Origin of the sequence: Pseudomonas sp. MH9.2, from assembly GCF_034353875.1 — a bacterium.
Lineage (GTDB): Bacteria > Pseudomonadota > Gammaproteobacteria > Pseudomonadales > Pseudomonadaceae > Aquipseudomonas.
In genome coordinates, this window is sequence record NZ_CP133784.1 from 1058949 (window position 1) to 1073462 (window position 14514).

Here is a 14514-nt window from a genome sequence, read left to right on the forward strand (position 1 = left end):
CGTACGGAAAAATAGCCCTGTGACACTGGAACAGAATTACACCGCGATACTGGGTCAGCTCGGCGAGGACGTGTCCCGCGAAGGTTTGATCGACACACCAAAACGTGCTGCAAAAGCCATGCAGTATCTATGTCGAGGCTACGAACAAAGTCTCGAAGAAGTCACCAACGGTGCCCTCTTCAGCTCCGACAACAGTGAGATGGTCATGGTAAAGGACATCGAGTTGTACTCGTTGTGCGAACACCACTTGCTGCCATTTATCGGCAGGGCTCATGTCGCTTACATCCCGAACGGTAAAGTGCTCGGTCTGTCGAAAGTCGCGCGAATCGTCGACATGTATGCCCGCCGCCTGCAAATCCAGGAAAACCTCAGCCGCCAGATCGCCGATGCGATTCAGCAAGTGACCGGTGCTTTGGGTGTCGCAGTCGTCATTGAAGCCAAGCACATGTGCATGATGATGCGCGGCGTCGAGAAACAGAACTCATCGATGATCACCTCGGTGATGCTCGGTGAATTTCGCGAAAACGCGGCGACCCGCAGTGAATTTCTCAGCTTGATCAAGTGATTCGCTGTGCAGGGGCCGTCCAGATTTCTTGTCTGCGGCTCCTGAGTAATCTCACCTTCGTTTCATCCCCCTACTGCGAGGCGTCACCGTGTTCATCAAGGCATTAAGGGTTGGTTTGGGCCAACTCATCATTTTTATCGATTTCCTGACCCGTCCGGGCAAGAAAAAGCGCACGCCTGCAGCTCAAGTCGCTGTCGATCTGTCGGCGCAGGACCTGACCTTGTATCAGTTCAACGCCTGTCCGTTCTGCGTAAAGACCCGTCGCACCTTGCGCCGCCTGAACGTTCCCGTGGCCTTGCGTGATGCGAAAAACAACGAAGTCGATCGTCAGACCCTGCTCACCGAAGGCGGCAAGATCAAAGTACCGTGCCTGCGCATCGTAGAAGGTGGCAAGACCGTATGGATGTATGAATCCAAGGTCATCATCGACTACTTGCAGCAGCGCTTCGCGGCGGTCTGAAGCTGGAGCCTTCGCAGACAAGCCTGCGGAGGCTTATTTCGGGCAACCTTCAGCCCGACAGGCCACGTAGGCTTTCAACTGCTCCACTCGCAACTGGGTATGCGCTGCCAGACACTGCGACTGAAGCAACGGCCAGATCGAACCAGAGTCCTCTCGCTTGCCCACTTGGTACACACAATCGGCATCACGAAACGCAACCCACTTACGCTGCGCGTCCTTGAACGCCTGCTTTTGCGTCGGCATGTTCAAGTAAGCCATTTGCGCCTGGTATTGGGTGTTCAAGTCCGCATCAAGCCTGGACAGGTCATTGCCAGCACACGCGTTCATGGCTGCCTGATTCGCATTGCAGTCGTCAGCCAAAGCGACTTGCACACTTGTCCATCCAAGCCCCATCACTATGGCGGCCGCTATCAAATAACGCATAGTCAATACTCCTTTTTCCAGAAATAACGTTCAGCCCGAGCCATGAGTAATTGCATTCACTTGACCAGTCATTTGCATTCGACCTGACCTCTTTGGGTTGAGCAGATTGGCCCTATCCCTCGCAATGTCATTTTTTACTGCTCTTCCAGCAATCTAGCTCAGCGATGGTTTGCCTTTAGGTATACGAAGGAGCAGCGCCGAAACCAGAAACCCGAGCATTCCTACGCTGCCCAGCGTCAACCAGGTTTCGACGGGGGTTCGATTCAATATGAGCCAACTCCCCGCGAAATAACCGGCAGCACCTCCGAGTGCACCCACCGCGCTCAACACACCGAAAAATGTGCCTTGACTACCTTCTGTTGCCAACGATGCGGTCATGGTTTCAAGTGTGGGTAACAGAATTGTTTCGATTAGCGTATAGGCCACGATAAACAACAAGAACCATTCGATGCCACGCAACATTGCTACGCTGGCAAACGCGACCCCTGCGGCCAGATAGGCCCCGGTTGTCAGCGATGCAGGATCCATCCTCACCAACCATCGCCTTATAGCCACGATAAAGGTCAATCCGACCACGCCGTTAACCACGTAGACCGCAGAAGCTGCATATGGCCCTGCTATCTGGCCCGCATACATCGGGAACGCCACGTAAAGCTGCGGAAACAGAAAAAACCATGGCAGCGATATGGCGATCAGCCGCCATAACCCGCGGTGTGTGGCTGCTACCTTCAGGCTCATTAGGGCGGGCTGCCTTTTGAAGATAGTTGATGACCCAAACTTTTCCCGAAATGCAACCGTGCTGAGGCTAATGAACAATATCGCGCTTACTGCAAAGGCAGCACGGACATCGGCTAGACCCGCAAGACCTCCAATAATTGGCCCAACGGCCGCTCCGGTATTTAGCATCTGGTTATTGGCCGCGAACAGGGCAGATAGGCATGTCTTTGGTTGACGACCAAACACTCCGTAAACGCCACCCTCGTAGCAAGCGACGCCAGTACCAGCGATCATCGCAAAGCATACCCAAGCCATCACACCGTCACAAAATCCAAATCCGAGAAATCCCACCCCCCTCAAAAAAAGCCCTAGGGTGATGATCATGTGCGAGCCAAAACGATCGGCTATGGCGCCGGCAACTAGCGGCAACGCCTGCGCGGAGAGCAAATTGGCCGACATAACAGAAGCCAGTGCTGCCGCACCGAAATGGAGGTTGGCTGACATGTACAACGCCAATAGCGGAACCGTCATAAAATGCGAGGCATTCATTAAGCCCTGCATCCAGAGCAATCTCCGGATCTCGCGGGACCAAACCGGTCGTGCACAATCGTCTTCCCTGATCATGTTGCGCCACCGTAACCAGCAATGATATTTTGATGGTTACCCATATCAGTAGCTTTTGCAACCAGAGGGTGCGATGCAAACTCACAATCAAGCTGCGCCAGGCGACCTCGAAAGCGTACGGCGTTTTATTAATACCTGGTCGATCCCTAACCAGACGCGCATCGAGGCGGATATCCTGCCGCTGCTGGCAAGCGATTCTGATGCATGGCAGAGCGATCTCTCGCTCTATCCACGTCAACCTAGCGATAGCCTGGACAAACTGCTCGTATTGCGCTCGGATCTGCGGAAGTCGTGCGAAAGTCCAGACGCCAACACCGAGCAGTTGAACGCGTGGTTCAATCGTGTCGCCCTGTCGGTGCATGTCGAGTCGGTGGGAGGAGTGACGACGCTGAGCGTGATATCTGCAGAAGCAACTTATGTCGGCCATATTCTTGCGGCCGTGGCGAATGCGATTGCATCAGGTGCATGGTCGCGGCTGAAAACGTGTGGAGATTGCCAGTGGGCTTTCTACGATCACACCCGCAATGGCAGCAAACGCTGGTGCGGCATGACTAAGGGCGGGCCGAATGGCCGGGCTTGCGGGACTATTGCAAAGGTGAGCGCCTTCCGGTCACGCGCAGCGGCCAAAGCAAATGTGGATGTGTCTTGAGACTGTGGCTCTCTTCTACTCTTTATGCCCGGCATCTGGCTCGCTCATGATGATGGCCTCCGAAAACAAAACACCCTGCGAAAGCGTAGCCCTCGCAGGGTGTTGGGGGTGACCATCTCTTTAAACCGGTCGCTCGTTGCAGACCGGTTTATTTGTCTTCAACCTGGGTTCAGGTTAATCCAGCATCCCTATATAGCCCGGTTGCTCGGCCACTCGGCCCAGCCATTGCTGGATTGCCGGGTACGGGGCAAGGTCAAATCCGCCCTGGTAAGCGACGTGGGTGTAGGCGTAAAGCGCGATGTCGGCGATGGAGAAGGTTTCTCCTACCAGGAACGGCGTGCGCTTGAGTTGCTGCTCCATGACTGCGAGCGCTCGGTAGCCAGCTTTTTGCATGGCGTGATATTCCGCGAGGCGCTCTTCCGGTAGCCCGAGGTAAAACTGGATGAAGCGAGCCACCGCGATGCAAGGCTCATGGCTGTACTGTTCAAAAAACTGCCACTGCAAGACTTGCGTGCGCAAGCGCGGCTCGCTGGGCAGATAGGCGCTGCCGTCGGCCAGGAAGTTGAGAATCGCGTTGGATTCCCACAGGCAAGTGCCATCCTCAAGCTCCAGGACCGGGACCTTGCCGTTGGGATTCTTCGCCAAAAACTCGGGGGTCTGGGTTTCACCGTTAAGGATGTCCACTGCCACCCATTGGTACTTGATGCCCAACAGGTTGAGCATCAATTTGATCTTGTAACAATTGCCTGAATTGTAGTCGCCGTAAACTGTGTACATCACCCTTCTCCCTTGCTGCGTATTCATGAATGCATCACGCCGCTTCAGCGACCTGTGCCTGGCGAACCACTGCGGCCAGCCGCTTGAGACCCTCACCCAGACGCTGGGGGTCGATATGACTGAAGTTCAATCGCAGATAACCGGGGTTGGCGTCCGGATCGGCGAAAAACGGCTCACCCGGCATAAACGCCACATCTAGGGCCAGCGCTGGTTTGAGCAGGGAACGGGTGTCCAAAGGCGTTTTAAGGGTCAACCAGAAAAACAAGCCGCCCTGCGGGTTATTCCAATCGGCCAGATCGCTGAAGTGCTCTTGCAGGGCGGCCTCGAAAGCGTCACGACGCACACGATAGAAGTCGCGTAATTCCGCCAAATGGTTGCGGTAATGCTCGGTACCCATCCATTGCAGAGCCTGCCACTGCCCCATCCGGTTGGTGTGCAGATCGGCCGATTGTTTCAGGCGCAGCAAGTGCGGAAAAAGGTCCGGCGTCGCGATCAGGTAACCCACGCGCAGCCCAGGCAGCAGGGTTTTGGACATCGTGCCGGTGTAGATCCAACTGGCCTTTTTCAAGCGGCTGACGATAGGGGTCGCGCTGCCACCGTCGAAATTCAATTCGCGATAAGGTTCGTCTTCGATCAGGGTGACATCGAATTCATCAAGCAGGGCCGCCACGGCATCGCGATGGGATTCACTGTAGCGTACCGCTGACGGGTTCTGGAAGGTCGGAATCAGGTAAGCGAACGCAGGCTTGTGCTGCTCAAGACGCTGGCGCATAGCGATCAGGTCCGGGCCATCGGCCTGCAAGGGCACGGTGATGCAATCGGCACCGAACAGCTGAAAAATCTGCAGCGCGGCCAGGTAGGTTGGTGCTTCGAGGAGGATCTCGGTGCCCTTGTCGATATACAGCTTGGCCGCCAGGTCGAGGGTCTGCTGCGAGCCGCTGACAATCAGCACCTGGCTGGCTTCACACGGCACGCCCAAGGCGCGGGCTTCAGCGGCCAGCGCTTCGCGTAAAGCAGGCTCGCCCTCGCTCATGCCGTACTGCCCCATGGCCAGTGGCATGTCAGCCCATTCAACGCGTGGCAGCATTGCTTCTGCGGGTAGCCCGCCAGCGAACGACATCACTTCCGGACGCTGGGCTGCGGCCAGAATTTCACGAATCAAAGAACTTTTAAGGCGTGAGACTCGTTCGGAGAAAGCCATGGAGGTCACCCGTAGCGAAGTTAAATAGAAATACGTCAAACTGCTTGACCGAAATTACGATACCGGGCCTAGATACGTCAATATGATTGACCTTAAAAATAAAATAACTCAGCAGTCGGCGATGGAAGCCTTTTTTTTCGGCTACCAGGCGTTCACCGCCAAAGCCGACGAAATGCTCGCGCAACGCGGCCTCAGTCGCGTGCACCAACGCATCGTGTTTTTTATCGCCCGCTATCCAGGTTTGAGCGTGAAAGAGTTGCTGACGGTGCTCGGTGTCAGCAAGCAGGCACTCAATACGCCCTTGCGCCAATTGATCGACATGAACCTGGTGCACAGCGTCGCGCCTGACGTCGACAAGCGCAAACGCTTGCTGGGCCTGACGGAAGAAGGCATTGCATTCGAGCAGGCCCTGCGTCACGAACAAGTGGATCTGCTGCAACGGGTGTTTGCCGAAGCGGGCGAAGCGGCGGTTGATGGTTGGCTGGCCGTGAACAAAGCACTGGGGCAAGCCCGCCAGACAGGGGTGATAATCCCTGCCGAGTCTCTAGCATCCGAGTGATACAGCTGACGCATTCGACGCTATCAATTGCGACTGTACGGCTAATTGTGACGATTGCTGTATTGCAACAGCGGGTGGCGACTGCGTTTAGGCTTGTGGCTTGACTGGACACCGTTAAGGAAAACCCACATGACCGACGCCATCACTCCTACCCGCCTTCGGCCATTGGCCGACAGCTCGCCTGCTGCCGTGGTCGCGGGCTTTATTGCGATGATGACTGGCTGCACCAGTTCATTGGTCCTGATGTTCCAGGCAGGGCAAGCCGCTGGGTTGACCAGCGCACAGATTTCTTCCTGGATCTGGGCCCTGTTCATCGGCATGGCGATTTGCAGCATTGGCCTGTCTCTGCGCTACCGCGCCCCCATCACCGTTGCTTGGTCGACGCCAGGTGCAGCGCTGCTGGTGACCAGCCTGGGCGGTGTGTCGTACGGCGAAGCCATCGGGGCCTTCATCACCTGCGCCATACTGGTCACCCTGTGCGGCGTTACCGGCAGTTTCGAGCGACTGGTCAAGCGTATACCTGCGTCACTCGCAGCGGCGTTGCTGGCGGGGATTTTGTTCAAGATCGGCAGTGAAATATTCGTCGCCGCGCAACACCGTACCGGCTTGGTGCTGTGCATGTTTTTCAGTTATCTGCTGATCAAGCGCATATCACCGCGCTACGCAGTCCTCGCAGCGCTGATTGCCGGCACGGTGATATCAGGCCTACTGGGATTGCTTGATTTCAGTGGCTTTACGCTGGAAGTGGCAACACCGGTGTGGACCACTCCCTCGTTCTCGCTGGCCGCGACCATCAGCATCGGGATTCCGCTGTTCGTGGTGGCGATGACCTCGCAGAACATGCCCGGCATCGCTGTTCTACGCGCCGATGGCTACACCGTACCGGCCTCCCCGTTGATCTCGGTCACCGGCATTGCATCGTTGCTACTGGCGCCGTTTGGCTCGCATGGCATCAACCTGGCCGCGATCAGCGCTGCCATCTGCACCGGCCCGCATGCCCATGAAAACCGTGACAAGCGCTACACCGCAGCGGTCTGGTGCGGAGTTTTTTATGCCATCGCGGGCATCTTTGGCGCGACCGTGGCCGCGTTGTTTGCGGCCTTGCCTAAAGAGTTGGTGTTATCGATTGCCGCGCTGGCCCTGTTTGGTTCGATCATGAATGGCCTGACCGTCGCCATGAACGAACCCAAGGAGCGTGAGGCAGCGCTGATCACCTTTATGGTCACCGCGTCAGGCCTGACACTGTTCTCCATCGGTTCGGCATTCTGGGGGATTGTGGCCGGGGTGCTGACGTTGATGATCTTGAATAGCCGTAAGGGCTGATGCGGGAAGTCAGCTGTTCCGTATCAAGCCCTTCGCTTATTTAAAGCCGGAAGTGCCCGACCATCCCCTTGAGCTCAGTCCCCAATTGCGCCAGCTCGATACTCGACGCAGCATTCCCCCGCATCGCGAGGGCTGATTGATCGGCGCTGGCACGGATGCTGGTGACGCTGCGATTGATCTCTTCAGCGACCGAGCTTTGCTGCTCGGCAGCGGCGGCGATCTGCTGGTTCATTTGCTGGATCAGGGACACCGCTACGGCGATGCTGCCCAGCGCGCTTTCGGTCTGCAATGCATCGCTGACGGCCATTTTCACCAATTCGCCGCTGTTTTTAATCTGCGCCACGGACGACTGCGCCCCGCTCTGCAGGCTGCCTACCAGTCGTTCGATTTCTTCAGTTGATTGCTGAGTCCGTTTGGCCAGCGCGCGCACCTCATCGGCGACCACCGCAAAACCCCGTCCCTGCTCCCCGGCCCGCGCGGCCTCGATGGCGGCGTTCAGCGCAAGCAGGTTGGTTTGCTCGGCGACGCTCTTGATCACCCCCAGGACTTTGCCAATGTTCTGGATCTCGGCACTGAGGTTCTCGATACTCTGGCTGGCGGAGGTGGCGGAACTGGCAAGCGCTTCGATTCGTTGCATGCTCTGGCGAACGACCTGCTGACCGCTTTCGACTTTGTCGTCGGCAGTCTGTGCGGCCTGTGCGGCCTCCTCAGCATTGCGTGCCACGTCATGCACCGTCGCCGTCATCTGATTCATGGCCGTGGCGACCTGCTCGGTTTCTTCCCGCTGGCTACTGACTTCCAGGTTAGTCTGTTCGGTGACCGCCGACAGCGAATGAGCCGACGTCGCCAATTGCTCGATACCGGCTTGCAGGCCGCTGACAATGCTGCTCAGTCCCGCGCCCATCTGCTGCATGGCCAGCATCAACTGGCCGATTTCATCGCGGCGTTTGACCTCGACCGTGGCGCTCAAATCGCCGGACGCTATCTGCTGGGCGACGCGGATCACGCTACGCAACGGTGCCACGATCAGGCGAGTAATGCCCCAGGCGGCGATCAGACCGACCAATAACGCCAGCATCGAGGAACCGATAATCAGCAGCGAGCTGGCTTTGAGCTCAGCCTGCATCGCCTGGTCTTCGGCGCTATAAGCCTCATTGACCCGCTGCACGACCTGTTTGGCATTGTCGGCAAGTTGCTGAGAAACCTGCGCTTCGTTGGCAAGCAAACCGGTGTATTCGGCGAGTTTCTCGGTGAAGTTGCCAATGTGGGTGCTGACTTCGCCCAGCACGGTCAGGTAACCCGAGTCCTTGACCACGCCTTTGAGCTGCTCGGCCAACGCAAGTGCCTGGTCAGCCTGTTCGATCTTGCCTTCTTTGCGGGGCTCACCCGAGCCTGTTTTACGGCTCTGGTCCAGACGCACCCGCGCTTCATCCATCGCCTGCAACATCAACCGTGACACCTGGCTGACCTGATTGGCTTGCGCAATGAACTCAGCACCTTGCTGACCCTGGGAGTCCTTCAGCGCGTAGGTGCCATCATCGGCCAGCCCGGCTTGCAATACATCCAGATTATTAGCAACGCTGGACACCGACCAACTGGCCATCTCCAGAGAAAGGTCCTTGCTCTGGCTGATCTCGACAAATTGATCGAAGGATTTGCGGTAAGCCGTGAGCGCGGTTTGCACCTGGCTCATCATGGTCTGGTTGGCGTCCGACTCGCCCTTGAGCTGCTCCGCCAGGGCCTGCAACGCGTCCACGCCCGCGCGCAAATCATCCGCCACTTTCGGGTCGCTGTGCAGGGCGTAATCCTGCTCCTGCAAGCGCACCTTGAGCAGGCCGCTATTGAGGGTCGACATTTGCTTGAGGCCATTGAAGCGCAGGCTGATGCTCTGCAGCGACCAAACGCCAATGGCAGCGACCAAGGCGGTCAGCAGCAGTACGAGGATGAAACCCACCCCCAGTTTTTTCGCCATCCCGAGGTTGGCAAAGCGTGCTTGCACGGCCGAAATCATAGCGCTCAATCCCCGTTCGAATACCAGAAGGCGTTCAGGCTATTCATTAAGCCGTCCTGGAATCATGCAGATTCGCAACGGACCCGATTCAGCACAAGCCTTTGGCGCCTGGATAATGGCAAAAAGCTACGTGCAAGTCGTTTTCAGAACGCTTAGTGTCGGCTGGCACGTGAACTTTATCGGCTGATCGTCACCCTTCGGTAAAGTACTCACCCAACGGCAACGATTTTCGACTTCACACCGCGCCTTTTTAACGGCAGGCAGCTGCCACCAGCAAGGTGCCAGCATCAGCGTCGAGGATGGCCTGCGTGCCCAACGGCACCGCAATGTTGGGGTCACCGTGACCGATGGGCAGCCCACCCAGCAGCGGAATGCCGAGATCGCCCAGACGTTCGTTGAGCACGTCCGCCAGACTGATCTGCCCTGCCGCGCCTGCGGGCTCGCTGAACTGCCCCACCGCCACGCCCGCCAAGCGCTGCAGGATGCCGCAATTGCGCAGGTGCGTGAGCATTCGATCGACACGGTACGCGGCTTCGGCCACGTCCTCGATCAGCAGGATCGCGCCGTTCAGGTCGGGCATAAATGGCGTGCCAATGGAGGTACTGAGCATGCTCAGGTTTCCGCCCAACAGAATCCCTTGGGCAACACCCGTGCTGCGCACACTCACCGTCGCTTCTGCGGGGTCGGCCCTGATCAGCACCGGTTCGGCGCTCATCAACGCGTGTTTTACGCTGCTATTCGTCAGGCCGCCCCGCTCAAGCTGCGCGGCCACCGGACCGTGGATACTGGCCAACCGTGCGTTGCGCCAGAGCGCTGCATGCAAGGCCGTGATATCGGAAAATCCCAGCACCAGCTTGGGGTCTCGCCTTACTGCATCAAAGTCCAGGTGTTCAATAATGCGCTGCACACCATAACCACCGCGGTTGCAGATGACCGCACGGATCTCGGGATCGGCCAACGCGTCGTTCAGGTCCGCAGCACGATGCTCATCCCTGCCCGCATGAAACGAGTTTTTATCCAGCGCATGGGGATAGATACGTGGTCGCAGCCCCCAATCGCTGAGCACCTTGACCGCGACCTCGACGCGCGCCTGAGCCACGGGCCCGGCAGGCGACACCAGCGCGACCGCATCTCCTACTCGAAGCCGTTGCGGGTGCAGTGTCGGTAAACCGCTGTGTTCTTGAGTGTGATAAAAATCCATCGTTACTCGCCGCCCCCTGGTTTTGATAAAACAGTTAACCACAAATCGAACCGCCGTTTCTTGTCACCCAAAACCCAAGGCATGAACTCACTGCCCTCGTTGAGGTATGCTCAGCGGCGTCCGATACAGCGCTAGGTTGCTTAGGTAGCGCTCCTATTTCATCGACCCATAAAGAACGTTCATGAACATTAAAATCCCGGCTTCCATCATCGCGCTTGATCAAATTCTGCCTCAGGAACCGTTGCTGATGATGGGCGCGGGCCCCGTACCGCTGCCGCACAAAGTGGCCTATGCGAACTCCATCGTCATCAATCACCTGGGCGATGTGATGAACCAGGTGATCGACCAGGTCAAGGACATGGGCGCCTACGTCTTTCAGACCGCATCCAAGCATGTATTGGGTGTAGCCGGTCCCGGTTCAGCGGCGATGGAAATGGCGATCTGCAACCTGGTGACCCCAGACAGCAAGGTCCTGTCGATCTGCAACGGTTACTTCAGTCGTCGTATGGCCGAGATGGCGTCGCGTGTCGGCGGTGCAGTCACCATTATGGAGGTCCCGGACAATCAGGCGGCCGACCCCGATATCGTTGAGCACTACTTGAAACAGGGTAATTTCCGCACCCTGACTATTGTTCAGGGCGAGACCTCGAATACCGTTTATAACCGCCATCTGGAAACGATTTCGCGACTGGCGCATTCCTATGACTGCGCAGTGATTGTCGATGCGGTTTGCACCTTGAGCACCATGCCGTTCGACATGGATGAGTGGCAAGTCGACGCGGTCATCACCGGCGGACAAAAAGGCTTATCGTCCATTCCCGGCGTTTCGCTGCTGGCCTTTTCCGATTACGCATGGGCACGAATCGAGGCGCGCAAACAACCTATCGCCCACTGGTGCCTGGACGCACTGTTGGCAGACAAGTTCTGGAACCAGCGCTCCTATCACTACACCGCACCGGTCTCCGGCATTCTGGCGCTGCATGAAGCGTTGCACTTGGTGTGCGAAGAAACCCTGCCGCGTCGATTCCACCGGCATGAGCTGTGCTCAAAAGCCCTGCAAAGAGGGATGGAAGCCATGGGCCTGGAACTTCTGGTCCCGGAAGAAGTGCGCCTCAACTCGGTGATCGGCATCAACGTTCCCAAAGGTGTATCCGCTGACCTGGTCAGAAGCCATATGACAGCCGTACACAGGGTCGAAATCTCCGGTTCGTTCGGCCTCAATATCGTGCGTATCGGTCAGATGGGTGAGCAAAGCCGCGTGCACAACCTGTTCCGCACCTTGCACGCTCTGGGGTCGAGCATGCGCCATGCCGGCGCTTCTCTGGACCTGCCAACCGGAATCTCCGAACTGGAACGGTATGTGTCTCGTGATACAGCCTCGGCCGCTGCCAGCTAAAGTCCCATCAAAGGCGCATGCGACACCAGCCGCTTGGTGTCGCATGCGCCCGTGGTGAAAACGTTTGTGTTCGTGCTGTGGCGACTCAACTGAGTTTGTCCGTCGGCCCGCGTTCGTTACCCGGCTGAAAGCGAGTGACGCTTTTGCGCAACCATTGCAGGAAACCGTTCTGGCCCACATCCAAGGGCTTATGCTGAATCATCGTCGCCCGAGCCTGCGCGCGGAAGCGTACCAACCCTGCCAGAGCCCCACGCAATTCACCGTGTTCTTCCAGCCAAGGCTCAAGGTCTTTGCTTTCGATGCGATAGACCATGCAGTCGGTCATCGCACTGAAACGAGCGAGGCTGGCCGACTGGTCGACAATACCGGTTTCGCCAATCAGTTCGCCCGGCCCCATGCGCCCGACCTCAAGCCAGCCATCAGGCCGTTCAACAGCCGCCGTCACCACCCCAGACTCAATGATCAACAGCGCATCGGGAACGACACCTTGAGCGAGAATCACCGCGCCAACAGGGTACGAGCGCAAGTGCATGTGACGCTCGAGTTCGGCACGGTCTTCATCGCTGAGCATGCGCAGCACCCCTACCGTGTTGAGTACTGCTGACTGCCGCGTCGCAGGCTTGATCTGATCCTGACGCAGGGTTTCGGACGCCGCCAGCTGGCGATAGATCAAGTCATAGAGCTGGTTACTCACCGCGCTACAACGGTCCCTGGATTTGATGTAGCCGGTGATCTCATACTGCACGGAGCGTAAACCGGAGGCTTTGACCACGGCCCCGGCTTTGGGTTTTGCCAGCAGCTCACGGCAGCCCTGCAAGGCTTTCTCCAGCGAGTCCAGCACCAGGCTGGGACGCAAGCGTACTGGCAGCTCGACGGTCAGGGTCACGGAATGAAAGTGATCGGGGCGGCTGAAATTGACGATCCGGGTCTTGGCCGCCATCGCGTTGGGAATCACCGCCATGCTGCCTTCGGACGTCAGCAGATGGGTTGAGCGCCAATCAATTTCGATCACCTTACCTTCTATGTCGTCGACGCGAATCCAGTCATCGACCCTAAAGGGCTTGGTTGCGTTGAGCACGATCCCTGAAAATACGTCGCCCAGCGTGCTCTGCACTGCCAGACCTAGGATGATCGCCACCGCGCCCGACGTCGCCAGCAAGCCTTTGACTGGCAAATCGAGGATGTACGCGGCGGCAGCGACGACGGCGACCAGAAAGATGATCGCGCCCATCAGGTCTTGGAGCAAATGCCCCTTGCCACCGATCCGCGGTTCCAGAATCACCACCGCCAATACGGTCAGGGTTCGTGCGCCGTACAACCACCAGACAATAGCCAGTACGGTCGCCAGCGTGTGGCGCGGTGGCAGGACCGCATCGGGCACCGGAAACAGAGGGCTCAACCCGGCATCCAGCAATGCCATGCTGAACAACAGAAACAGGCCCAGCCGCACCGCCATCTTCCAGCGCACATGCCGTGGATCAACCCACTGCCAAAGGGTCAGGTCGATAATGATCAGCACCAAGGCACTGACCAGTGGGTAGGCAAACCACATGAAATCCATCGACTCACTCCTGACACATAGACCACTACAGGAGGCGAGCTTAGCCGATCGGTGTGTGCAGGGTAAGCACGTACTGCAGGCGCTGGCGGGCCTTAAATCGCGGTCACCCCGCCGTCCACCGCCAGCGCGTGGCCGGTGGTGAAGCTGGCGCCATCGCTGCACAGATAAAGCACGGCGCTGGCGATTTCTTCGACGGTGCCGACACGACCGACTGGGTGCATGACGGCCACGTATTCGGCTTTTTTCGGGTCGGTTTCATAGGCGCGACGGTACATGTCGGTGTCGATCACTGCAGGACAGACGGCGTTGACGCGAATTTTCTTCTTCGCATATTCAATCGCGGCTGATTTGGTCAGACCGATCACGGCATGCTTCGACGCACTGTAGATACTCATCTTTGGTGCAGCGCCAAGGCCAGCCACTGATGCGGTGTTGACGATGGCCCCACCGCCTTGGGCGAGCATCAGCGGCAATTGGTACTTCATGCACAACCAGACGCCTTTGACGTTGACGCCCATGATTGCATCGAACTCGGCTTCGCTGCCCTCGGCCAAGCGACCCTTTTCGATCTCGATGCCAGCATTATTGAAGGCATAGTCGACGCGGCCATACGTGCTCACTGCCTGCTCCATCAACTGGCGCACTTCAGCTTCCTTCGTGACGTTGCAGCGCACAAACACTGCATCGCCGCCCGCTGCACGAATCAATTCAACTGTGCCTTCCCCGCCTTCACTGTCCAGGTCTGCCACCACCACTTTCAGGCCCTGCTCAGCGAAGGCCAATGCGGTCGCGCGACCAATACCCGCAGCAGCGCCCGTGACCAAAGCCACCTGACCGGAAAAAGTCATGCTCATGTAATTGTCCCCTGACGGTTGAATAGTGATGCAGTCTAGCCATCCCCCACAGGCGTACGTCAGCACTATCAGAGACCCGGTTATGCACGTATGCGCCAGAGTGATTAAGCCCGTGGGGGCTCATCACCCAACTGGATCAGCCTGCATTCGCCAGACGGACAAACCTTGCCGGAACGGCGGCCAACGACTATCA

The 14514-nt window shown here is 57.7% G+C and carries 14 protein-coding genes and 1 pseudogene; 6 read left to right on the top strand and 9 right to left on the bottom strand.

All coding sequences use genetic code 11. From position 1 onward, the window contains the following. The first annotated feature begins 19 nt into the window (after positions 1–19). Both folE and RHM55_RS04855 read left to right on the top strand, forming a co-directional pair. Entirely contained in the window at positions 20–565 is a 546-nt protein-coding gene (gene folE, locus RHM55_RS04850; RefSeq protein WP_322179827.1) for a GTP cyclohydrolase I FolE, read from the top strand. Between the two features lie 88 nt (positions 566–653). Next, positions 654–1025 (top strand): glutathione S-transferase N-terminal domain-containing protein, encoded by a 372-nt coding sequence (locus RHM55_RS04855; protein ID WP_322179829.1) that lies wholly within the window; start codon positions 654–656, stop codon positions 1023–1025. A gap of 33 nt (positions 1026–1058) precedes the next feature. On the opposite strand, the gene RHM55_RS04860 is transcribed toward RHM55_RS04855, so the two are convergent. Both RHM55_RS04860 and RHM55_RS04865 read right to left on the bottom strand, forming a co-directional pair. Beyond that, complete coding sequence (locus tag RHM55_RS04860) at positions 1059–1448, bottom strand: lysozyme inhibitor LprI family protein (protein ID WP_322179831.1); 390 nt, start codon at positions 1446–1448, stop codon at positions 1059–1061. A 153-nt stretch (positions 1449–1601) separates the two neighbouring features. After that, positions 1602–2789, bottom strand: a complete 1188-nt coding sequence (locus tag RHM55_RS04865; protein WP_322179833.1) for an MFS transporter — start codon at positions 2787–2789, stop codon at positions 1602–1604. Between the two features lie 73 nt (positions 2790–2862). On the opposite strand from RHM55_RS04865, the gene RHM55_RS04870 reads away from it, so the two are divergent. Then, positions 2863–3438 carry a CGNR zinc finger domain-containing protein gene (locus RHM55_RS04870; protein ID WP_322179835.1) on the top strand — a complete coding sequence of 192 codons (576 nt, stop codon included), beginning with the start codon at positions 2863–2865 and terminating at the stop codon, positions 3436–3438. A gap of 174 nt (positions 3439–3612) precedes the next feature. On the opposite strand, the gene RHM55_RS04875 is transcribed toward RHM55_RS04870, so the two are convergent. Together RHM55_RS04875 and RHM55_RS04880 are read right to left on the bottom strand one after the other, a co-directional pair. Beyond that, on the bottom strand, positions 3613–4215 hold the full coding sequence (locus RHM55_RS04875; protein ID WP_322179836.1) for a glutathione S-transferase family protein: 603 nt from the start codon (positions 4213–4215) through the stop codon (positions 3613–3615). A 34-nt stretch (positions 4216–4249) separates the two neighbouring features. Further along, a complete protein-coding gene (locus tag RHM55_RS04880; RefSeq protein ID WP_322179838.1) occupies positions 4250–5416 on the bottom strand; it encodes a PLP-dependent aminotransferase family protein in 1167 nt (388 codons plus the stop codon). A gap of 82 nt (positions 5417–5498) precedes the next feature. Here RHM55_RS04880 and RHM55_RS04885 point away from each other — a divergent pair, with 82 nt between their 5' ends. Beyond that, on the top strand, positions 5499–5975 hold the full coding sequence (locus RHM55_RS04885; RefSeq protein WP_322179841.1) for a MarR family winged helix-turn-helix transcriptional regulator: 477 nt from the start codon (positions 5499–5501) through the stop codon (positions 5973–5975). A gap of 129 nt (positions 5976–6104) precedes the next feature. Then, positions 6105–7298, top strand: coding sequence for a benzoate/H(+) symporter BenE family transporter (locus tag RHM55_RS04890; protein ID WP_322179843.1), 1194 nt, complete (start codon positions 6105–6107; stop codon positions 7296–7298). A gap of 40 nt (positions 7299–7338) precedes the next feature. On the opposite strand, the gene RHM55_RS25840 is transcribed toward RHM55_RS04890, so the two are convergent. The 3 genes and pseudogenes from RHM55_RS25840 to RHM55_RS04900 all read right to left on the bottom strand — a co-directional run bounded on the left by RHM55_RS25840 (position 7339) and on the right by RHM55_RS04900 (position 10510). Further along, positions 7339–8220, bottom strand: coding sequence for a methyl-accepting chemotaxis protein (locus RHM55_RS25840; RefSeq protein ID WP_416152012.1), 882 nt, complete (start codon positions 8218–8220; stop codon positions 7339–7341). Between the two features lie 27 nt (positions 8221–8247). Continuing rightward, a pseudogene (locus RHM55_RS25845) lies at positions 8248–9309 on the bottom strand (HAMP domain-containing protein); the annotation flags it as partial. Positions 9310–9559: 250 nt separating this feature from the next. Then, a complete protein-coding gene (locus RHM55_RS04900) occupies positions 9560–10510 on the bottom strand; it encodes an LD-carboxypeptidase (RefSeq protein ID WP_322179847.1) in 951 nt (316 codons plus the stop codon). A gap of 181 nt (positions 10511–10691) precedes the next feature. Here RHM55_RS04900 and RHM55_RS04905 point away from each other — a divergent pair, with 181 nt between their 5' ends. Further along, positions 10692–11906 (top strand): alanine--glyoxylate aminotransferase family protein, encoded by a 1215-nt coding sequence (locus RHM55_RS04905; protein ID WP_322179849.1) that lies wholly within the window; start codon positions 10692–10694, stop codon positions 11904–11906. Positions 11907–11991: 85 nt separating this feature from the next. Here RHM55_RS04905 and RHM55_RS04910 read toward each other — a convergent pair whose 3' ends face one another. Both RHM55_RS04910 and RHM55_RS04915 read right to left on the bottom strand, forming a co-directional pair. Beyond that, positions 11992–13467 (bottom strand): mechanosensitive ion channel family protein, encoded by a 1476-nt coding sequence (locus tag RHM55_RS04910; RefSeq protein WP_322179851.1) that lies wholly within the window; start codon positions 13465–13467, stop codon positions 11992–11994. A gap of 92 nt (positions 13468–13559) precedes the next feature. Continuing rightward, positions 13560–14321, bottom strand: a complete 762-nt coding sequence (locus tag RHM55_RS04915; RefSeq protein ID WP_322179853.1) for an SDR family oxidoreductase — start codon at positions 14319–14321, stop codon at positions 13560–13562. Between the last annotated feature and the right edge of the window lie 193 nt (positions 14322–14514).